Annotated in this window: 17 protein-coding genes and 1 pseudogene; 4 read left to right on the top strand and 14 right to left on the bottom strand. The window is 64.8% G+C overall.

The window, feature by feature from the left end:
- Window positions 1-60: 60 nt before the first annotated feature.
- Window positions 61-726: a lysozyme inhibitor LprI family protein gene (locus NKI46_RS04160; protein ID WP_352744884.1), complete on the bottom strand. Its 666-nt coding sequence runs from the start codon at window positions 724-726 to the stop codon at window positions 61-63.
- A gap of 24 nt (window positions 727-750) precedes the next feature.
- Between NKI46_RS04160 and NKI46_RS04155 the strand changes: the two genes are divergently transcribed.
- Window positions 751-1,689 (top strand): phosphatidylserine decarboxylase, encoded by a 939-nt coding sequence (locus tag NKI46_RS04155; RefSeq protein ID WP_352459638.1) that lies wholly within the window; start codon window positions 751-753, stop codon window positions 1,687-1,689.
- 3 nt (window positions 1,690-1,692) lie between these two features.
- Window positions 1,693-2,508: a CDP-diacylglycerol--serine O-phosphatidyltransferase gene (gene pssA / locus NKI46_RS04150; RefSeq protein ID WP_023672701.1), complete on the top strand. Its 816-nt coding sequence runs from the start codon at window positions 1,693-1,695 to the stop codon at window positions 2,506-2,508.
- Between the two features lie 160 nt (window positions 2,509-2,668).
- On the opposite strand, the gene NKI46_RS04145 is transcribed toward pssA, so the two are convergent.
- The gene (locus tag NKI46_RS04145) at window positions 2,669-4,891 is read right to left on the bottom strand and encodes an AMP-binding protein (RefSeq protein ID WP_352459637.1); all 2,223 of its coding nucleotides are present in this window, start codon (window positions 4,889-4,891) and stop codon (window positions 2,669-2,671) included.
- A 294-nt stretch (window positions 4,892-5,185) separates the two neighbouring features.
- Window positions 5,186-5,593: a tautomerase family protein gene (locus tag NKI46_RS04140; RefSeq protein WP_023738595.1), complete on the bottom strand. Its 408-nt coding sequence runs from the start codon at window positions 5,591-5,593 to the stop codon at window positions 5,186-5,188.
- Between the two features lie 113 nt (window positions 5,594-5,706).
- On the opposite strand from NKI46_RS04140, the gene NKI46_RS04135 reads away from it, so the two are divergent.
- Entirely contained in the window at window positions 5,707-6,552 is an 846-nt protein-coding gene (locus NKI46_RS04135; protein ID WP_352744879.1) for a LysR substrate-binding domain-containing protein, read from the top strand.
- A 174-nt stretch (window positions 6,553-6,726) separates the two neighbouring features.
- On the opposite strand, the pseudogene NKI46_RS04130 reads toward NKI46_RS04135, so the two are convergent.
- The 3 genes and pseudogenes from NKI46_RS04130 to NKI46_RS04120 all read right to left on the bottom strand — a co-directional run.
- Window positions 6,727-7,614 (bottom strand): annotated as a pseudogene (locus tag NKI46_RS04130) (DMT family transporter); the annotation flags it as partial.
- Between the two features lie 50 nt (window positions 7,615-7,664).
- On the bottom strand, window positions 7,665-8,552 hold the full coding sequence (locus tag NKI46_RS04125) for a DMT family transporter (protein ID WP_023689123.1): 888 nt from the start codon (window positions 8,550-8,552) through the stop codon (window positions 7,665-7,667).
- A 148-nt stretch (window positions 8,553-8,700) separates the two neighbouring features.
- On the bottom strand, window positions 8,701-10,206 hold the full coding sequence (locus tag NKI46_RS04120; RefSeq protein ID WP_352744876.1) for a S10 family peptidase: 1,506 nt from the start codon (window positions 10,204-10,206) through the stop codon (window positions 8,701-8,703).
- 289 nt (window positions 10,207-10,495) lie between these two features.
- Between NKI46_RS04120 and NKI46_RS04115 the strand changes: the two genes are divergently transcribed.
- The gene (locus NKI46_RS04115; protein ID WP_023702954.1) at window positions 10,496-11,002 is read left to right on the top strand and encodes an OsmC family protein; all 507 of its coding nucleotides are present in this window, start codon (window positions 10,496-10,498) and stop codon (window positions 11,000-11,002) included.
- 153 nt (window positions 11,003-11,155) lie between these two features.
- Here NKI46_RS04115 and NKI46_RS04110 read toward each other — a convergent pair whose 3' ends face one another.
- From NKI46_RS04110 to NKI46_RS04075, 8 genes are all read right to left on the bottom strand, one after another.
- Window positions 11,156-11,377, bottom strand: a complete 222-nt coding sequence (locus NKI46_RS04110) for a hypothetical protein (protein WP_023689120.1) — start codon at window positions 11,375-11,377, stop codon at window positions 11,156-11,158.
- 134 nt (window positions 11,378-11,511) lie between these two features.
- A complete protein-coding gene (locus NKI46_RS04105) occupies window positions 11,512-12,141 on the bottom strand; it encodes a hypothetical protein (protein WP_023735492.1) in 630 nt (209 codons plus the stop codon).
- A 77-nt stretch (window positions 12,142-12,218) separates the two neighbouring features.
- A complete protein-coding gene (locus tag NKI46_RS04100) occupies window positions 12,219-12,974 on the bottom strand; it encodes an SDR family NAD(P)-dependent oxidoreductase (protein ID WP_352744872.1) in 756 nt (251 codons plus the stop codon).
- A 30-nt stretch (window positions 12,975-13,004) separates the two neighbouring features.
- Entirely contained in the window at window positions 13,005-14,486 is a 1,482-nt protein-coding gene (gene purF / locus NKI46_RS04095) for an amidophosphoribosyltransferase (protein WP_023672714.1), read from the bottom strand.
- Between the two features lie 131 nt (window positions 14,487-14,617).
- On the bottom strand, window positions 14,618-15,283 hold the full coding sequence (locus tag NKI46_RS04090) for a CvpA family protein (RefSeq protein ID WP_352744869.1): 666 nt from the start codon (window positions 15,281-15,283) through the stop codon (window positions 14,618-14,620).
- 48 nt (window positions 15,284-15,331) lie between these two features.
- A complete protein-coding gene (gene radA / locus NKI46_RS04085) occupies window positions 15,332-16,735 on the bottom strand; it encodes a DNA repair protein RadA (protein WP_023672716.1) in 1,404 nt (467 codons plus the stop codon).
- 230 nt (window positions 16,736-16,965) lie between these two features.
- Window positions 16,966-18,459 carry a replicative DNA helicase gene (locus NKI46_RS04080; protein WP_023672717.1) on the bottom strand — a complete coding sequence of 498 codons (1,494 nt, stop codon included), beginning with the start codon at window positions 18,457-18,459 and terminating at the stop codon, window positions 16,966-16,968.
- Window positions 18,460-18,681: 222 nt separating this feature from the next.
- Window positions 18,682-19,659, bottom strand: a complete 978-nt coding sequence (locus NKI46_RS04075; RefSeq protein ID WP_023738601.1) for a small ribosomal subunit Rsm22 family protein — start codon at window positions 19,657-19,659, stop codon at window positions 18,682-18,684.
- Window positions 19,660-19,736 lie beyond the last annotated feature (77 nt).

Here is a 19,736-nt window from a genome sequence, read left to right as displayed (position 1 = left end):
CCGTCTCACCAAGGACGGGTGAGGGGTGGTTTTGCCGACAGCAGGTTTACTGTTTTTCGCTCAGGAGGAACGTTCCATCGGCATGGCCGTGGCGCCGCATGACGGTGGCTCCGATCTGCCATCCTTGCCGGCGTCGCTCTGCTCGACGACAAGCGCATCGCCGTCGCGTCGGAAGGTAAAGACAAAACCGGTTGGGTTGTCGTTGTCGACGGCACGGTCGACCAGCCGCAGAGTGTTGCGCTCCTCGACCGTGCCGTCGATCTCGCATGACCCACTTCCCGAGACTGGATTGGAAACGACATCTTCCGAGATTTCGACCTTGCCTCCGCCAACAGCCTTGATGTCGACGCTGCCGCGCACGCTGCTCCATGTGCCGATCAAACCTGCATCGGGGGGCTTGCGTATGCCGGACAGGAAGGTTGCGCGGTCGCGCAGGAATTCGCCGAGATCGAAAGTCTGTTGGTTCTTGGGCGAACTTTCGTTGAAGCCGGCGATCTGGTCGCGATAGGCGATGAAATCGCTTTGGTCGTCCCGCAGCGCCTTGCCGGCATGAGCATCGAGCCTCTTCAGCAGCGCGGTATAATTCTTCGCGACGTCGGCATCGGCTTGCGCCAGGACCGGATCGGCGCAAATGGCCTTTCCCGCCACGCTGGCGGCCTTGGCGCAGTCGAAGGATGGCTTGCCTTGCGCAACTGCGTGGTCGCTCGCTGCCACAAGTACGGTCAAACGGCACCCACGGCTGACGATCGTATGGCAACAAGATACGTTTTGCCTGAATTCGGCGCCATGCCAGTCGGCCTTTTCGCCGCGCGTTCAGCCGGCGTTGGCCCGAATTCTGGCGGCAAAGCAGCCGACAGGCAGGCACGTCACCGTTTCTGCCGGCTGCGGACGATGCGGCCTTGCCCAATGTTGCGTTGCGGCAGCGGAGCCTTTCCGGTATTGAGGCCGGACCTGAAACAGGGACCGCCCCCATCCCATGAGCCCCAGCCGATGAGCCTTGTCCATTCGATCAAGAATGCCTTCGTTCCGATCCATCGCGAGGGCTATCCGTTCATTGCCGCCTTTGGTGCGGGCACGCTGTTCCTCGGCTATTTCTCCTCGGTGCTGTTCTGGATCGGCCTGATCCTGACCGCCTGGTGCGTCTATTTCTTCCGTGACCCCGAGCGTGTCACCCCCGTCGATGACAGGCTGGTGGTCAGTCCCGCCGACGGCGTCATCTCGGCGGTCGGCCCGGCCGTGCCGCCGCGCGAGCTTGGCCTCGGCAACACCGAGATGACCCGCATCTCGGTGTTCATGAACGTCTTTTCCTGCCATGTGAACCGCGCTCCGGTGCGCGGCCGCATCACCAAAATCGAGCACCGGCCGGGCAAGTTCCTCAATGCCGAACTCGACAAGGCAAGCTCGGAGAACGAGCGCAACGGGCTGGTCATAGACAGTCCCAACGGCATCGTTGTCGCCGTGCAGATTGCCGGCCTGGTGGCGCGCCGCATCGTCTGCTGGGCCGAGACCGGCGGCTCCATTGCAGTCGGCGAACGCTTTGGCCTGATCCGCTTCGGCTCGCGCGTCGATGTCTTCCTGCCGTCGACCGCGGTGCCGCGCGTCGCCGTCGGCCAGACGGCGGTCGGCGGCGAAACCGTGCTCGCCGAATTCGGCGGCGTCGCCGCAACCCCGCTCGTCAGGATTTCGTAAGCGGTGGGCGCGCCGTTCAAAAAGTTCGAGGCCCATGGCAGCGGCGGCCCGCGCATCCGCGAAATTCCGATGCGCATGGTGCTGCCCAATCTGGTCACCGTGCTTGCCATCTGCGCCGGCCTGTCTGGCATCCGCTTCGGCTTCGAGGGCCGTTTCGAGCCGGCCGTGGTGATGGTGCTGCTCGCCGCCTTCCTGGACGGCATAGACGGGCGCCTGGCGCGCATGTTGAAGGCGACATCCAAATTCGGCGCGCAGATGGATTCGCTGGCCGACATCGTCAATTTCGGCGTCGCGCCGGCACTGGTGCTCTACGCCTTCCTGCTCGACCGCGCCGGCTCCTTCGGCTGGATCGCAGCCCTTCTGTTCACCATCGCCTGTGGCCTGCGGCTGGCGCGCTTCAACGTGCTCGACGAAGACCATGACCGGCCGATCTGGCAGAGCGAATACTTCGTCGGCGTGCCGGCGCCGGCCGGCGCCGTGCTGGTTATGCTGCCGCTCTATCTGTCCTTCCTGCGGCTCGGTCTCGAGCCGGACCGCCTGACGGCATTCGTCGCCACCGGCTTCACTGTGCTGGTCGCTTTCCTGCTGGTCAGCCGGCTGCCGGTCTATTCCGGCAAAAGCCTGAAAGTGCCGGGCGACAAGGTGCTGCCGATCATCCTGGCGGTCGTTCTCTACGTCCTGCTGTTGATGACCTATCCCTGGTACACGCTGACCGCCTCTGTCGCAGGCTATCTCATCTTCCTGCCTTTCAGCGTGCGGGCGTATTCGAAGCGCGCCAAGCGCGAGGGCGAAAAAGTGCCGCCGTCGGATATTGGGTAGTTGTTATCTCCCCCCTTGAGGGGGAGATGTCGCCGAAGGCGACAGAGGGGGTCGGTACGCCCCGGACGCGACCTCGTTTGAGCGAAGAGGACGTCGGCGCTTCACGCGAGGCGACCCCCTCTGGCCTGCCGGCCATCTCCCCCTCAAGGAGGGAGATACGCTAAGCCGCCAGGCCCAGCCCCAGCTTCTCGATCGCCAGGTTCCGCGTCGAGACATAATCCGTCTTGCCGGAACCCAGCACCGGGATCTCCTCGACCTTGACGATGTCGTTGGGCACCATCAGTTCGGCCGCACCTGCCTTCTTGCCGAAGGCGCGCAGTTCTTCCGGATCGGCGTCGTCGGCGGTGGTGACCAGCACGATGCGCTCGCCGCGCCTCTTGTCCGGCACCGCCACCGCGGCGTGGCGCTCTTCCGGCCACAGCGACTGCACCAGCATCTCGACGGCGCCCAACGACACCATCTCGCCAGCGATCTTGGCGAAGCGTTTTGCCCGGCCGCGAATGGTGATGAAGCCTTCGCGGTCTACCGAGACGATGTCGCCGGTGTCGTGCCAGCCGTCCAGCGGCTGCAATTCGCCGGGCCGGTCAGCGGTCATGTAGCCCATCATCAAATTCGGCCCGTCGAGCCACAGGCGGCCGGCACCCTCGATACCCTCGACCGGTTCGAGCTTCATGCGCATCGCCGGCAACAGCCGTCCGACCGTACCGTCGCGGCCATGGATGGCGGTGTTGACGGCAACGACTGGGGCGGCCTCGGTCAGCCCGAACCCCTCGATGATCGAGGCATCGAAGCGCTCGCGATAAACGCGCCGCGTCTCCGGCTTCACCGCTTCCGCGCCGGCGACGACGAAGCGCAGGCTGGAGAAATCGCCATCCTTCGCGGTGCGGGCATAGTTGGCAAGGAACGTGTCGGTGCCGAACATGATGGTCGGCTTCACCTTGCGAGCGATCTCCGGGATGATCTTGTAGTGCAGCGGTGACGGGTAGAGGAACAGTTTCACCCCGGTCACCAGCGGCAGGATGGTGCCGCCGGTCAGGCCGAAAGAGTGAAAAACCGGCAGCACGTTGAGCAGGATGTCGGACGGCGAAATGGTAATGCGCGCCTCGGCCTGCATGGCGTTGGCGTGGAGATTGCGGTGCGACAGCACCACGGCCTTGGGCGTGCCTTCCGAGCCTGAGGTGAACAGGATTGCGGCGGGCTTGGCCGCATCCTGCCGCTGCAGCGGGAACCGCCAGAGCACCGCTGCTGCGAGCCTTTCCAGTGTGGTGACGCTTGCGCGCACATCCTCCAGCCACAGCATCTTGGCGCCGCCGGCCTCGACCGCGGCGATGATGTCGGCAAGCGCCGCCTTCTCGACGAACGCGCGCGAGGAAACCACCGTTCGGATGACTGCCGTGCGCACCGCGGCGGTTACGCTGGCCGGCCCTGCCGTGTAGTTGATCATCGCCGCCACCCGGCCGGCCGAGAGCAGGCCGACGAAGGAAAGCACCACGCCATTGGCGTTGGGCAGCAAAACCCCGACCGCTTCGCCGGGCGCCGCCACCGCCTCGAAACGGCGGCCGAGCACGCGCGCGCCGATGAACATTTTTCGATAGCTGAGCGAGCCGCTGATCACATCCTCGATGATCGGGTGCGAGGCGCCGGTGCGATCCGCGGCATCGCGCATGGCCAGGAACAGGCCGCGATCGAGGTTGCTGCCATAAAGCCGCGCCTCGGCGATGCGGTCGAACAACGCATTGGTGTTGGAAGCCTGGTCGGGGTTGCGCGCCACCAGTTCGGCAATCGTCATTGGCTCCAGCACGCTGATCGAGAGTTTTGGGAACCAGTGGCGCGGCGCCCGGTTCTTTGGCGTCAAGGAAACCGGCAGGTCGCGCGAGCCGGTGACGAAGATCGGCACGATGCGGGCGTCGGCCTGCATGGCGATGCGGGTGACGGCGCGGAACAGGCGAAACGTCTTCACATCGGGCTCGACGTCATCGGGCAGATAGACGGCAAGCCGGCCTTTACCCTTCAGCACCCTGACCAGCCGCCGGCTGACGAAGAGATGCTCGGCGTTGAAGGCGATGGTGCGGCCAAGCTCGCGCCAAGGCTCCATCCAGGGCGAGCGCGCCGAGGCCTCGTCGAGAATGTGCAGCGTGTCGTCGGGCAGCAGCGACAGCATCAGCGCCGGCTCGAAGCGTGACTGGTGCGAGACCACATAGATCACCGGCGTCGGCGCGTTGCGGGCAATGCGGATGCGCCGGTCATCGATCCGGTAGGCGAGCTTGAACGGCACATAGAGCAGCGCCTGGGTAAAGCGCAGGTCGAGACGAAACGTCTCGATCGCGCCAATCAGCAGCCAGGCCAGCACGAGGCCTGCAAGCAGCGCCAGTGTCAGGATCATACCGCGTCTCTCCCAACGTTCCGATATCGCGGCTCTTCGTCCGCTTCGGGGAGAGCGTAGCGCAATGGGGGGCGAGGTCAATGCGGAAGGGACAAGCTCCCCTTCTCCCCTTGGGGAGAAGGTGGATCGGCGCGCAGCGTCGAGACGGTTGAGGGGTGTTCCAGCGGAGTGAGACGTTGAAAAATCAAGACCTATCAAGCGCTTAGTTCTTGAAGATTGCCATCCTACCAACACCCCTCATCCGACCCCGCTTCGCGAGGCCACCTTCTCCCAGAAGGCCAGGCTGCCGCGCGCTCAAGCCGCCTTGATCCGCCCGCTGATGAACCGGAACTCCTGCGACTTGCCGCCATAACCGTACGCCGCGGCCGGGACTTCATGCACGAAGGCATAGCTCTCCTCATGCACGCCACCGAGCAGCTTACCAAAGGTGTCGAAGATCGCCTTCAGATAGGCTTCCAGTTCCAGCTTGGTGTTGGTGCCGTCGACCACCTTGATGTCGAGCCAGAAGGTGTTGGCGCCATGCTCCGCCAGCGATTTGCCGCCGGCGAACCAATGCTGCGGGTCGACATAGGTGACGGCGACGGCGGTGATCGTCGGGTCCTTGCGCAGATGGGCTGCGGTCAGGCCGGTGATTTCCTTGGCGATTGTGGCGGACAGCTTGGCGTCGGGCTTGCCGGTGACGCTGATGTTGATGATGGGCATATTTTCTCTCCTTCGTTTGAGCGGCGTCTGTTTGCCGTTGGAGAGACAATGCCATCATCTTTGAATCAAAAAAATCGAATTGTTTCGAACAGAAGGTTCTGTATTATCGAAGTATGCAAGCGCTGGATCCCGATCTGCTCAAAACCTTCCTTGCCTTTGTCGATGGCGGCTCGCTGGCTCAGGCTGCGTCTGTTGTCGGCCGCTCGCCCTCGGCGGTGACCGCGCAGATGCAGCGCCTGGAGGAGATCGTCGGCGAACCGCTGCTGGTGGCGCAGGGGCGCGGGCGCGGGCTGACGCCGGCCGGCGAGGATCTTGTTGGTCATGCCCGCCGCATTCTTGCCGTGCACAGCGAGGCCTGGTTGGCGCTCAAGGGCGCGCGTGCCGCTGGTCGCGTCGCCATCGGCACGACACAGGATTTCGCTGATAGCGGCCTGCCGGAGTTGCTGCGCGCCTTCGCGACCAGCCATCCGCGCGTCAGGGTCGAACTGCGCGTCGGCCGTTCGGCCGAGCTTGGCGAGGCGCTGCAGGCCGGGCAGCTCGATCTGGCCGTTGTCATGCGCAAGACGCCGGCCAATGACGAAGTAGGGCTGTTCAGTGAACCGATGCTGTGGCTGTGTTCGCAAAAGGGCCTTGCCGTGCGGGAAGAGGAACTGCCGCTGGCGCTGCTCGATCCCTATTGCGGCTTTCGCGAAGCGGCACTTGCGGCCCTCGATGCTGCCGGCCGCCGCTACCGCATCGCCGCCGGCAGCGCCAGCCTTGCCGGCTTGCGTACGGCGGTCAATGCCGGCATCGCGCTGACCTTGCGCACCGCCCGCTTTGCCCATTCAGGCATTGCCGAAGCACCGCGCGAATTCGCCCTGCCGCCGGTGCCGACAGCGCAATTCGCGATAAAACTCGGCCAGGGCGCTGAGCGGCCGGCGCGCGATCTTGCCATCCTGCTCAGCGACAACCTCGCCTAGCCCGGCTTTGCCGGCTGATGTCCAAAGAAAAAGCCGACCTTTACGGTCGGCTTTGAGGAGGACGGGTCGAGGGGTTTGGGGGGACTTGGGGGGTGACCCGTCGCACCTAAAACTGCCTGATCCGCATGATGGTTCCATGACTTGGAAAATAATTATTGGGTTGCCGCCACTTTTTCTCGCGGTCAGCCAGTCGCGCCCCGCATGGGCGAAAACCGCGCACAGTACTATGCCGCCGCCGATCAGGCTGGCGGCCGGCGCGATCTCGCCGAGGAACAGGAAGGCGAACAGGATCGCAAACGGCACTTCGGCGGCACCGAGAAGGCCGGACTCAGGCGCAGGGATCAGCCGCGAGCCTTCGGTCCACAGGATCGACGCCGCTGCGAACGATCCTCCGAAGGCGACGAGCAGCACGGCGTCGCGAGCAGAAATCGCCAAGGGGTCGGTGACGAACCAGCCGAGCACGAACAGCAGAAGCGCTGAGACTGCGCCCGCCCACACCACCGGCGTGTCGCGGAAGGCGCGCACCATGATCATGTAGAGCGCGCTGCCGGCGGTCATCAGCAGCGCGAGCCCATCGCCAAACAGATGACCGCTGCCGAAGCCGGAGCCGACCACGATCGCTACGCCGCACAGCGAAACGGCGGCGGCGGCAAGCGTCTGCGCCCGGAACGGCTCGCGCACCAGCACGAAGGCGAGCAGCGCGGTGATGAAAGACGCGGTGGCGTAGATGACCGCGACATTGGCGACATAGGTGAATTTGAACGCCGAGATGAAGGCGATGCTGGCCGCGGCGCCCCCGAGGGCCAGCAGCCAGCCGCGCCAGCCAAGCCGCAAGCTTTCCCGCCCGCCGGAGCGGCGCCGGCGCCACAGCACATAGAAGGTGATCAGGATCGCGCCGACAAAGCCGCGCCAGCAAGTGATGGTCAGCGGGTCGGCGTGGATCGATTTGGTCAGCACGCCGGTGAGGGCGAAGAAAGCCGCCGAGGCCGCCACCAGCATGATGCCGAGCGTACGCTCGGCAGCGGTATCTGTGGTGCCTGGGCCGTCGAGCGCTTCCGTCATCTCAGCAGCCATCCGTCTTCTCCTGCCACCATGCTGTCAGCACGGGGTACTCATAGCCGCTTGCGGAAATGCTCGTTGCCGATGATCAGCAGGCCGGCGCCGACGATCAACGCCGCCCCCAGAAACACCTCGCGACGCGGCACGTCGCCCCAGATCGCAAAGCCGAGCCCGAAGGCCCAGACCAATGAGGTGTATTCGAACGGCGCCACGATCGACACCGGCGCCCGCTTCATGCCTTCGAACAGCATAAATTGCGCCACGCCGCCGAGCGCGCCGACGCTGATCAAAAGCAGCAACTGGCGCCAGTCCGGCATCTGCCAGACCAACAGCGCCGGCACCGTGGAAAACACCAGGAAGTAGAAATTGTTGAGCACAAGCTGGATCAGCGTGCGCTCGGCCAGCGCCGTCTTGCGCAACAGCACCACGGCAATGCCCCACAGCACTGCCGCAGCCAGTACCAAGAGCATCGGCACGGACAAGCCGAGACGAGTGGGATCACAGGCGATGAAGACGCCGACGAAGCCGATGAACACCGCCAGCCAGCGCAACAGAGGCACCTTTTCGCCAAGCATCACCACCGACAGCACGGTGACGATGATCGGGGCGGCGTAATAGATGGTGGTGAGTTCGGCCAGCTGCAGGGAGCGGGCCGCGTTGTAGTAGCAGAGCCAGGCGCCGAGCGTGAAGGCGCTGCGCACCAGCATCGGCCGCACGATGGGCGAGCGCATTGTGTCGGCAAAGATGGGCGGTCCGCCGATTGCAGCACAGCCGATAAGCACAGCGATCGAGCGGAAGAACATGATCTGCCAGACGCTGATGCCGACGACCAGAAGCTTGATCGCGGCGTCCTGCGTCGAAAACAGGAAATAGGCGCAGCCGGTGAACAGGATGCCGGCAAGCACCCTTTCGCGGGTTTCCAGAATGGCAATATCGGCCATGCGGCGTGTCCGGCGCTGTCAAGAGGACGAAGAAGAAGCCTGCCCCAATCAGGCTCCCATTGCAGGCTATACGGGCGAAAGCCTGCGGGGCGCTACGCCACTGGCAAGCTTGCGTTGGCGCAGCCTGGCCGACAGCGTGGGCACGCCGTCACTGTGTTGCCTGGTAGAGCTCCGAAGCGGCCTCCTTCAGGGCGCGCCGGCCGCCCGGCCTGAGATACATCATGTGGCCGCCTTCGACGACGTCGAGACGGATGGGTTTTGCCCCGCCCAGCGTCGGGATTTGGCTCACCAGATAGCGTGAGGCCAGATAGGGAGTGACCAGATCGGTGTCGCCGTTGACGATCACCACGCCGAGCCCCGGGTTGAGCGAGCGCGCCCGCTGCAGATCGTCCATCACCCCGGCATAGCCTTGCCGCGAGCCGCCATAGTCCCAGGCGTGGGTCACATCGCCATTGAGCAACCTGTAGCTGACATCGGTGCGAAAATTCAGCTCGTCGCGCGCATAACCGACAAAGGCCGAGGTCAGCGCCGGCACGCTGCGGTCGAGCACCGGATCCGGGCCGGCGCTGCGGGCGCTCTCCGGGGCGATGTCGCTGGTGGCGATGGTGCCGTCATACGGGCTGAGCACTTTGCCACTGGCGCGCTGGAATTCGCGCGCGAACAGGCCGGTCGGGATGCGGGCGAAATTGCGCTGCACGAGGTCGAGCGGCAGGCCGGTGATCTCGGCCACGCGCTGGCTGGCCAGCCGCCCGCCCTGTTCCAGCCCGCCGGTCAGAGCCGTGAGGTAGTCGCCCAGCGCATACTTTTCGACCTCGGCGAGCTTTTCGCGCAGTGCTTCGCCGCTGAGGCCTTCGCTGCGCAGGCGCACCGCCGCCAGCGAGGGCAGTTCCAGCGCCCAATGCAGTGGCTGGAATTCGTCGGGCAGCACCAGCGTGAACTCCAGTGCAGGCGAGATCAGTACGATGCCGTTGGGGCTCAGGCCGACATCTTCCTGCAGGGTCCTGGCGAGAAGTGCCGCGCGGAACCCGCCATAGCTTTCGCCGGCGAGGAAGAGCGGCGATCCGGTGCGGCCGTTCTGGGCGAGATAGAGCCGGATGAAAGCGCCGATCGAACTGGCGTCCTGGCTGACGCCCCAAAAATCTTTCGTGTCCTGGCCGGGGGCCTCGCGGCTGTAGCCGGTGCCGACCGGATCGACGAAGACGAGGTCGGTCATGTCGAGCCAACTGTCGGGATTGTCGATCAGCTTTTGCGGCGGCGGCAGGAATTGGCCATCGGCGCCGGTCGCGACGACACGCGGGCCGAGTGCGCCGAGATGCAGATAGGCGGATGCCGCGCCCGGGCCGCCATTGAAGACGAAGGTGATGGGGCGAGCCTTCTCCGCGCCCGCCAGTGGCGGCAGCGTATAGGCGACATAGAAGATTTCCGCGGTGACCTCGCCCTTGCCGGATAGCAGCGACAGCGTGCCGGCCTTAGCCTGATAGTCCAGCTTGCGCCCGGCAATGGTGATTGAATGGCTGGTCGTCTGCGGTGCCGGCAGCAGCGACAGCACGCCGCCGGCAGGGGCGGGGCGCTCGGGCGTTTCGGGGAGGACTGGCTGCGCGAAGGCTGCAAGCACCAACAGGGTAAGCGAGATCAGTTTCAGCTTGAACGGCATGATGTCTCCGCGGGAATGACTCTGCTTAGGTATGGCTGGGGCGGTCGAAGTCAAAGTAACTCTTCGTGAGGTAGCATTCCTTCAGCCCCCTCTGTCCTGCCGGACATCTCCCCCCACAGGGGTGGAGATTGGATGTCGCGACCGCCTTCGCTAATCGCCGGCGTAGAAAGCGCCATCGGCGAAGCTGCAGATCTCCCCCCTGTGGGGAGGTGGCCGGGCCAGAGGGGGGCGCTGTCTCGCTGGCATATCAGTGCTATCAAAGCGCGACGGACTCGAAAAGGAATGCAACATGGACGCCACCGCACTCAAGGCCATGCAGGCACCGATCAAGGAGGCTTATCGCGACGATTCCTCGCGAGCGCTGATCACGCTTCGCGCCAAAGGCTCCATCGACGACCAGTCGATTGCCTGCAAGGTCGAGACGGGCAGGGCGCTGGCGGTCGCCGGCCTGCATCCGGCGACCGGCGGTTCCGGGCTCGAATTGTGTTCGGGCGACATGCTGCTCGAGGCGCTGGTGGCGTGCGCCGGGGTGACGCTGAAGGCGGTGGCCACCGCACTAGAGTTCAAACTCGGCGCAGCCACCGTCGAGGCCGAAGGCGATCTCGACTTTCGCGGCACGCTGGGCGTGGCCAAGGACGCCCCCGTGGGCTTTCGCGCCATCCGGTTGAATTTCAACCTCGACACGGATGAGCCGCAGGATCGCATCGACGCGCTGATCAAGCTGACGGAACGCTATTGCGTGGTCTTCCAGACCATCAACAGCAAGCCGGAGCTGACGGTGAAGGCGCGCGCCTGATCTCCCCCCTTGAGGGGGAGATGTCGCCGAAGGCGACAGAGGGGGTCGGGCCGACTGGACGCGACGCCCTTTGTGCGGAAGGAGGTTGGCACTCTACGCGAGGCGACCCCCTCTGGCCTGCCGGCCATCTCCCCCTCGAGGGGGGAGATTGCGCTACTGCGCCGCCGGCTCTTCCGCATCACCCTCATCGGTGAAAGGCGAGGCGCTCGGCACGCAGTTGACCGCCCAGCCGGCCGGCGTCGGCTGCTTCTGGTATTCGGTAATCGCGTTTGTGCACTGTTCGCGGGTGTCGAAGGTGCTGGGCAGCACTACCATGCCGCCTTGCGGGCCGGCGATCACCAGGTACCAGACCAATGCTACGCTGGGAGCAGCCATGGGAATTCCTCGCTTTGCTGGGTGTCGGAGTCGGTTGACCCTAGCAACTCCCGGCTGATGGCGAAAGCAGGGCGATGGGGGAGCGGCTCGCCGGACCATCACAGACCCGTGAACAGAACCGCTCCCGAGCCCGCTTAGTTCGCGGCAAAGCAGTAGAACAGGCCGTCGCCGCCGGTGCCTTTCAGCGCCTCCTGGCTGCAGCCGCCGCGCGAGGCATGCGAGGAGTTCCAGGATTTCGCCGCCGCCGACTCGTCAAGGCCGGTGCGGTCGTGGTGGCCCATCATCGCCGCGCCCTCCGCCCCGCTCAAGGTCCAGTCGCCGCAGGTCTGGTCGGCGAGCTTGGTGCCGTCGGGCTTCGAGCCGGTCAATATGTCGTGCCGGTTCGGCTTGTCGCCGCGGCCGTTGACCACCTCGCCCTTTTCGTTGAGCGCCGTCTGCTTGGTGATGGCGTTGGCGTCGCTGTGCAGCGAGGCGACGTCATCGGCAATCTTCTCGCCCTTGGCGTTGACCCAGGGACCCTTGCCGATACGGTCGCGCGCATCGACATTGGCGCTCGAGAGATAGGCGTGCCATTCCTTGCCGGTAACCCCAGCCGCTTCCGCCAGCGAGGCGCAATGCGCGTCGGCACCCTTGAGACCGCCGAGATCGGCGCCTTTGCCGGAACCGACGCTGGTGACGAAGAAACTTATCTTGGCGTCTTGCGCCAGCGCCACGCCAGCTGTGGCGGCAATCGCGGCGGCGGCAACGAGAAGAAGTCTACGCATGTCGGTCCTCCGGTTTCGAATGTCCTACATTCGAAGAAACGTAACTGGAGGCCTGTTTAATCCCGCTACAACCCGGTTTATTCCGGCTGCCGGTAGGCGACGAAGCGGTTGTTCTTGACCTGGAAGATCAGCCCCGTCTCTTTCAGCTCGGGGCTCGCCAGCGGCACGATGCGTTTTGCCACCTCTGAGGGGTGCGGCAGCGTTTCCGGATCCTCGCCGGGCGCGGCCTGTGCACGCATGGCGGTGCGGGTGGCGCCGGGGTCGACGGCATTGATGCGGAGCGCCAGGCTCTGCGTCTCATGCGCCCAGGAACGCGTCATGGCTTCCACAGCCGCCTTCGACGCCGCATAGGGCGCCCAGAAGGCGCGCGCCGAATGCGCGGCCCCGGACGAGATGAGAATGGCGCGGCCGGCGTCGGACAGCCTGAGCAGCGGGTCGACCGAGCGGATCAGCCGCCAGGTCGAGGTGACATTGATGGTCATAACCTTCTCGAAGGTTTTGGCCTCGACATGGCCGATCGGCGAGATGACGCCGAGCACACCGGCATTGGCCACCAGAATGTCGAGCTTGCCCCAGCGCTCGTGAATGGCGCCGCCCAGCCGGTCGATGCCGGCCATGTCTGAGAGGTCGAGAGGCACCAACGTCGCTTCGCCCTTGCCGGTTTTCGCGCGCTCGGCCTTGATCTGGTCGTCGAGTTCTTCCAGCCCGCCGACGGTCCGGGCTACCGCAATGACATGCGCGCCGGCGGCGGCAAGTTCCTTGGCGATGAAGTAGCCGATGCCGCGCGAGGCGCCGGTAACGACCGCGACGCGGCCGGAGAGGTCGAGGGTCATGCGAGCGCTTTCAAGGATAGCAGTTGGGCTTTACGCCCCGTTGTTCGCCAGCAGCGACAGCGTGCGCACATTGTCGTGGCCTTCGAAGTCGAGCAGGCGGGTCGGGTACTGGCCGGTGAAACAGGCGTCGCAGAATTGCGGCTGCTCATTGTCGCGGCTGGCTTCGCCGACGGCGCGGTAGAGCCCGTCAATGGTGAGGAAGCCGAGCGAATCGACACGGATGAACTCGGCCATTTCCTCGATCGACATGCGCGATGCCAAAAGCTTCGACTTCTCCGGCGTGTCGACGCCGTAGAAGCACGACGCGCTGGTCGGCGGCGAGGCGATGCGCATATGCACTTCCTTGGCGCCGGCGTCGCGCACCATCTGCACGATCTTCTGGCTGGTGGTGCCGCGCACGATCGAATCGTCGACCAACACCACGCGCTTGCCCTCGATCATCCGGCGGTTGGCGTTGTGCTTGAGCTTGACGCCCATATGGCGGATCGAATCGCCGGGCTGGATGAAGGTTCGGCCGACATAGTGGTTGCGGATGATACCGAGTTCGAAGGGGATGCCTGCCGCCTGGGAGAAGCCGATTGCCGCCGGCGTGCCGGAATCCGGCACCGGCACGACGATATCGGCCTCGACCGGGCTTTCCTGCGCCAATTCGGCGCCGATACGCTTGCGCACTTCGTAGACATTGCGGCCTTCGACCGAGGAGTCCGGGCGGGCGAAATAGACATATTCGAAGATGCAGAAGCGGGTCTTCTGCGGCTCGAAGGGGAACAGGCTCTCGATGCCCTTCGAGGTCACCACGACCATTTCGCCGGGCTTCAGGTCGCGCACGAAGCGGGCGCCGATAATGTCGAGCGCGCAGGTTTCGGAGGCCAGGATCCAGGCGCCGTCGAGGTCGCCGAGCACCAGCGGGCGGATGCCGAGCGGATCGCGGCAGCCGATCATCTTCTTGGAGGTCATCGCGACCAGCGAGAAAGCGCCTTCGACCTGACGCACGGCGTCGATGAAGCGCGAATTCAAATCGCGTTCCTTACTGGTGGCAACGAGATGCAGCAGCGTCTCGGTGTCGGAGGTCGACGAGAAGATCGCGCCCTGCTTCTGCAGCGCGCGCTGCACGGTCATGGCGTTGGTGAGATTGCCGTTATGGGCGACGGCAAAGCCGCCATCGGCGAGTTCGGCGAAGAAGGGCTGGATGTTGCGCATGCCGGCGCCGCCGGTCGTGGCATAGCGCGTGTGGCCGATGGCACGGTTGCCTTGCAGGCTGTCGATGACGTGCTGCTTGGTGAAGGTGTCGCCGATCAGGCCGACATGGCGTTCGACATGGAACTGCGTGCCGTCATAGGAGACGATGCCGGCCGCTTCCTGGCCGCGATGCTGCAGCGCATGCAGGCCTAGCGTTACGATGGCCGCAGCGTCCTGCCGGCCGAAAATGCCGAACACCCCGCATTCGTCGTGGAAATGATCGTCTGCTTCGGCGGAAAGCACGTCGTCCGCGTCTGCCTTCGAAACTGCCATGGGGCTCAAGCTCCGCTAAAATGGCCATATAGTGCGATAGCACCGCGAAAGCAACGCACGTCGTGCGCCGTTCACACCATAGTCAGGCCGGAACTGCCGGGATGGCGCCTGTCAGGCACCATCCGTCCGTATCAGTTTGCCGGCGCGGCTGGGGCCGGAGCCGGAGCAGCGGGTGCGTTATCGGCCGGAGCGTCGGTCTCGTCGTCGGGCGCCGGCGTATCGTCACCGGTTGCCGGAGCATCTGCCGCCGGTGCACCGGCCGCCAGAGGCGTCTCGGCTGCCGGCTGATTCGGATTGAGCTTCTTCAGGATGGCGTTTTCCGGATCTTCGGGCAGCAGGCTTTCCAGCTTGGCGCCGATGGTCTCGAGCAGCGGCTTCGACTTGGCGTTGGCGATCCAGGCAGGCGCCTTGGCGCCGGCCAGCCAGTTGAAGAACAGCAGCGCCACGGCGACGACGAGGACGCCGCGCGCGGCTCCATAGAGGAAGCCCAGCGTACGGTCGAGCGCGCCGATCCTGGAATCGATGATCCAGTCGGCTAGCTTCATGGTGATGACGGAAACGACGATCAGCGCGATGAGGAAGACGATGCCGGCGGATGCCGCCATGGCGATCTTGTCGCTTTCGACATAGGGCTGAACGTAAGGCAGCACCGGCTTGTAGAAGAAGAATGCCGCCGCGGCGGCAGCCGCCCAGGACACGACGGACAGGATTTCGCGTGACAGGCCGCGAACCATGGCGAGCATCGCCGAGACCAGGGTGAAGCCGACGAGAATTCCGTCCAGCAGCGTAATCGGCATGTCTTTCGCCCCACTCAGATTGTCTTTTCACGGCTCGGGCGAGCCGCGTCAATCTTCCACGTCGACACGGCTGCGCCGTGAGCCGGCTATCCGCGCGACGAGATCGGCAAGTTCGGTCGGCTGGAAAGCGCCGGCCCCGATCCCCCCGACAACCTCCTCGCTGCCCAAGGGCAGAACCGCACTTCCAAAACCCAGCTTTTCGGCCTCTTTAAGGCGCTGCTGCGCATGCGCAACCGGCCTCACTGCGCCCGACAGGCTGATTTCGCCGAAATAGACGCAATCGGCGGGAAGGGCAAGACCGGTGAGCGACGAAACCAGTGCAGCGGCAACCGCCAGATCGGCCGCCGGCTCGGAAATCCGGTAGCCGCCGGCGACGTTGAGGTAGACATCGTGGGTGCCGAAGCGCACGCCGCAATGGGCTTCGAGCACGGCAAGGATCATCGACAGCCGTGCGCCGTCCCAGCCGACGACGGCACGGCGCGGCGTGCCCAATGTGGACGGCGCCACCAGCGCCTGGATCTCGACCAGCACCGGACGTGTGCCTTCCATGCCGGCAAATACCGCGGCACCCGGCGATTTTGCGTGGCGTTCGCCGAGGAACAGCTCCGACGGATTGGCGACCTCGCGCAAGCCCTTGTCCGACATCTCGAAGACGCCGATCTCGTCGGTCGGCCCAAAACGGTTCTTCACCGTGCGCAGGATGCGGTAGTGATGGCCGCCTTCGCCTTCGAAATAGAGAACGGCGTCGACCATGTGCTCGACGACGCGCGGACCGGCGATCTGGCCTTCCTTGGTGACATGGCCGACCAGCACGATGGCAGCACCGGTGGATTTGGCGTAGCGGATCATCGCTTGCGCCGAGGCGCGCACCTGGGTGACGGTGCCGGGCGCCGAGTCGGCCATGTCGGTCCACAGCGTCTGGATGGAATCGAGGATGACGAGGTCCGGCCTTCTGCCATCGGCTATTGTTGCCAGGATATCCTCGACATTGGTCTCGGCGGCAAGTTCGACCGGCGTGTCGGCGACGCCAAGCCGCTGCGCCCGCAGCCGGATCTGCGCGACAGCCTCTTCGCCCGAGACATAGACGATGCGGTGGCCTTTTGACGCCAATGCTGCTGCGGCCTGGGTAAGCAGCGTCGACTTGCCGATGCCGGGATCGCCGCCGACCAGCAGCGCCGAGCCGCGCACGAAACCGCCGCCGGTGGCGCGGTCGAGTTCGCCAATGCCGGAGATGATCCGCGGCGCATCCTCGATGTCACCGGACAGGCTGGTCAGCACCACGGCGCGGCCCTTGCGCGCATTTCGCGTGTTGGCCGGTCCCGAGCCGATGCCGCCGGACGTGCCTTCCTCGACGAGTGTGTTCCACTCGCCGCAGGCATCGCATTTACCGGCCCAGCGCTGATGCACCGACCCGCAATTCTGGCAGATGAACTGGACGCGCGATTTAGCCATGGAGTGATGCTGCCTGCAAATGACCGAAGGAGGGTGATCCTGCACACCCCTCTCTGTCCTGCCGGACATCTCCCCCGCAAGGGGGGAGATTGGCTATCGTCGCTGCTTTCGCCAATCGCCAACGTCGCAAGATGAGCGCCATCCGCAAAGCTGCTGATCTCCCCCCTTGCGGGGGAGATGGCCGGCAGGCCAGAGGGGGGTGTGACGGAGCGCTGCGGTAGGCCAAAAAGCTACTCGAACCTCTCCGCAATATGATGCTCTTCGGCGAGGTCGGAAAACCGTGTGAACTCGCCATGGAAGGCGAGGCTCACCGAACCTGTCGGGCCGTGGCGCTGCTTGGCGACGATGACTTCGGCCTTGCCGCGCATCTCGTTCATCTCGTGTTCCCACTTGATGTATTCGTCGGTGCCGGGCTTCGGTTCGCGGTTCTTCAGATAATATTCCTCGCGGTAGACGAACATCACCACGTCGGCGTCCTGCTCGATCGAGCCGGATTCGCGAAGATCGGACAGCTGGGGGCGTTTGTCTTCGCGGCTTTCGACCTGACGCGACAGCTGCGACAGCGCGATGATCGGAACGGAGAGTTCCTTGGCCAGCGCCTTGAGGCCGGTGGTGATCTCGGTGATTTCCTGCACCCGGTTCTGCGACGATTTCGCGCTCGACCCCTGCATCAGCTGGATATAGTCGATGACGATGAGGTCGAGGCCGCGCTGACGCTTCAGCCGCCGCGCCCGCGCCGACAGCTGCGCGATCGAGATACCGCCGGTCTGGTCGATGAACAGCGGGATCTTCTGCATGGTCTGCGAGCAGGCGACCAGCTTTTCGAAATCCATCTCTGAAATCTCGCCGCGGCGGATTTTTGACGACGAAATTTCCGTCTGTTCGGAAATGATGCGGGTGGCGAGCTGCTCGGACGACATTTCCAGTGAGAAGAAGCCGACGACGCCGCCATTGGCTGCCTTGAACGAGCCGTCGGCCTGTTGCGCCGGCTCATACATCTCGGCGATGTTGAAGGCGATGTTGGTGGCTAGCGATGTCTTGCCCATGCCCGGACGGCCGGCAATGATGATCAGATCCGACGCCTGCAGGCCACCCATGCGGCGGTCGAGATCGCGCATGCCGGTGGCGAGGCCCGACAAATGGCCGTCGCGCATATAGGCGGCGTTGGCCATGTCGACGGCGGTCTTGACCGCGTCGGTGAAGCTCTCGAAGCCGCCGTCGTAGCGGCCGGTTTCGGCCAGTTCGAACAGCCGCCGCTCGGCATCCTCGATCTGTTCGGACGGCGCCATGTCGACCGGCGCGTCATAGGCGATGTTGACCATGTCCTCGCCGACGGTGATCAGTGCCCGGCGCGTGGCCAGATCGTAGATGGCGCGGCCATAGTCTGTGGCGTTGACGACGGTGACGGCTTCGACCGCCAGACGAACCACATATTGCGCCACCGTCATGTCGCCGACCTTCTCGTCGGCCGGCAGGAAGGTTTTCAGCGTGATCGGCGTCGCCACCTTGCCCATGCGGATGAGCTCGGCCGCGACCTCGAAGATTTTCCGGTGCAGCGGCTCGTAGAAATGGCCGGCCTTGAGGAAGTCGGAGACGCGGTAGAAGGCATCGTTGTTGACGAGGATGGCGCCGAGCAGCGCCTGTTCGGCCTCGATGTTGTTCGGCGCTTCACGATAAAGCGGTTGCTGCTCCGCCACGCCGAATTTTCGCGCTGCCTCTGCCATGATGTCCCCGATTTTGATCCCGGCTTCTCGATATCAGAACGAGATAAATCGGTGCTGACCTTTCTGCATCACCGCACGACCAATCAACCTTGATGCCCCGTTTGTTCACAGGGGCGGCAAACCGTCCACAGAAGAGTGTTTCCGCGCCCCGATTCCGGTTGACTCAGAAAGGCGCTGACTTTTATCCGAGTCGTTGGAACAGAGCAAGAACAATCTCGGTGATTATCCGCTTCTTCCGTCCAATGTATCGCCCCAGTCCAGCCGCCGCGCTGCCTTGAACAACTCGCCCTCGCGCTTGGTGAAAAGTGTCTCGCCGGCGCCGCCATCCGGCTGGCACAGTTTGAGCAGCACCTTGCCGGAGCCCGATTTCGGCGGCGCAATCACGCGCGGCTGACGTGCAGGCGCGGGTTGCCGCGAAGCCGCGACGTAGATGAATTTCTCGTCCTCCCACGGCACGTCGGCGTCCTTGGCCAGGCGATGCAGGCGCGAGCGGGCGACGCGGCGCGAAAAATGACACCAGTCGGGGGGCTCAAGCGGGCAGGGCGCCTCATGCGGACAAGGCGCCAGCACATGCGCCCCGGCCTCCAGCAATTGCCTGCGCACTGCCAGGATGCGCTGCCAGCCGGCCGGTGTGCCGGGCTCGACGATCAGCAGTGTGTCGCCGGTCAACTGCCAGAGCCGGCCGACAAGCTTCGGCAGCGATGCCGGCGCGATCTCGTCCAGCACATAGGCGCAGGTGACCAGATCGGCAGGCTTGAGATCGGCAAGGTCGATGGTCACGTCGCCGGCGCGCCAGTCCATCCTGGTGGCGATGGTATCAAGGGCGAGCGACTGGCCAACCTTGCGCACCGCGGCGCTTGCTTCAACCAGAACCGCCTCTTCGAGGTCGGGCCACAGGTCTGTAGTGGCCCAAAGCACCGTGCCAGGACCGGCGCCGACATCGAGCAGGCTCGTTGGCTGGAAATCGGGCCGCGCATAGGCGAGTTCGTCGAGACCGGCCCGTACCGCCGCGTAGGTCGCCGGCAGCCGCGTCGCCAGATAGGCTTTTACCGCCATCTCTTCGGCCATGTGCAGGCGGCCGTCGCGCAATTCGGCGCGGTAGCGGTCAGACAGCGTCTTCGCCGCCTGGCGCAGCACCGCCAGCGGTATCGTTTCGAGCAGGCGCTCGACGCCTTGTCGCAGCGAGGCGGGGAGTTCCACGCTCAGGCTCCGCGTGCCGCGAGCACCGAGGCGCGGGCGAACTCGACAAGGGTGGTGGCGATGGTGGGCAGGCAGGT

The sequence above is a fragment of the Mesorhizobium sp. M0615 genome, assembly GCF_040320805.1.
Taxonomy (GTDB): domain Bacteria; phylum Pseudomonadota; class Alphaproteobacteria; order Rhizobiales; family Rhizobiaceae; genus Mesorhizobium.
Note: the sequence above shows the minus strand (reverse complement) of the source record. Positions and strands in the feature narration are given on the sequence as shown.

Coding starts and splice junctions, on each gene's coding strand:
- NKI46_RS04125 (WP_023689123.1), bottom strand. CDS start 8,552: ATGGCCGATATTGCCATTCTGGAAACCCGCGAAAGGGTGCTTGCCGGC.
- NKI46_RS04105 (WP_023735492.1), bottom strand. CDS start 12,141: ATGCGTAGACTTCTTCTCGTTGCCGCCGCCGCGATTGCCGCCACAGCT.
- NKI46_RS04115 (WP_023702954.1), top strand. CDS start 10,496: ATGGACGCCACCGCACTCAAGGCCATGCAGGCACCGATCAAGGAGGCT.
- NKI46_RS04110 (WP_023689120.1), bottom strand. CDS start 11,377: ATGGCTGCTCCCAGCGTAGCATTGGTCTGGTACCTGGTGATCGCCGGC.
- NKI46_RS04135 (WP_352744879.1), top strand. CDS start 5,707: ATGCAAGCGCTGGATCCCGATCTGCTCAAAACCTTCCTTGCCTTTGTC.
- NKI46_RS04155 (WP_352459638.1), top strand. CDS start 751: ATGGCAACAAGATACGTTTTGCCTGAATTCGGCGCCATGCCAGTCGGC.
- NKI46_RS04100 (WP_352744872.1), bottom strand. CDS start 12,974: ATGACCCTCGACCTCTCCGGCCGCGTCGCGGTCGTTACCGGCGCCTCG.
- NKI46_RS04080 (WP_023672717.1), bottom strand. CDS start 18,459: ATGGCAGAGGCAGCGCGAAAATTCGGCGTGGCGGAGCAGCAACCGCTT.
- NKI46_RS04145 (WP_352459637.1), bottom strand. CDS start 4,891: ATGATCCTGACACTGGCGCTGCTTGCAGGCCTCGTGCTGGCCTGGCTG.
- NKI46_RS04090 (WP_352744869.1), bottom strand. CDS start 15,283: ATGCCGATTACGCTGCTGGACGGAATTCTCGTCGGCTTCACCCTGGTC.
- purF (WP_023672714.1), bottom strand. CDS start 14,486: ATGGCAGTTTCGAAGGCAGACGCGGACGACGTGCTTTCCGCCGAAGCA.
- NKI46_RS04120 (WP_352744876.1), bottom strand. CDS start 10,206: ATGCCGTTCAAGCTGAAACTGATCTCGCTTACCCTGTTGGTGCTTGCA.
- NKI46_RS04140 (WP_023738595.1), bottom strand. CDS start 5,593: ATGCCCATCATCAACATCAGCGTCACCGGCAAGCCCGACGCCAAGCTG.
- radA (WP_023672716.1), bottom strand. CDS start 16,735: ATGGCTAAATCGCGCGTCCAGTTCATCTGCCAGAATTGCGGGTCGGTG.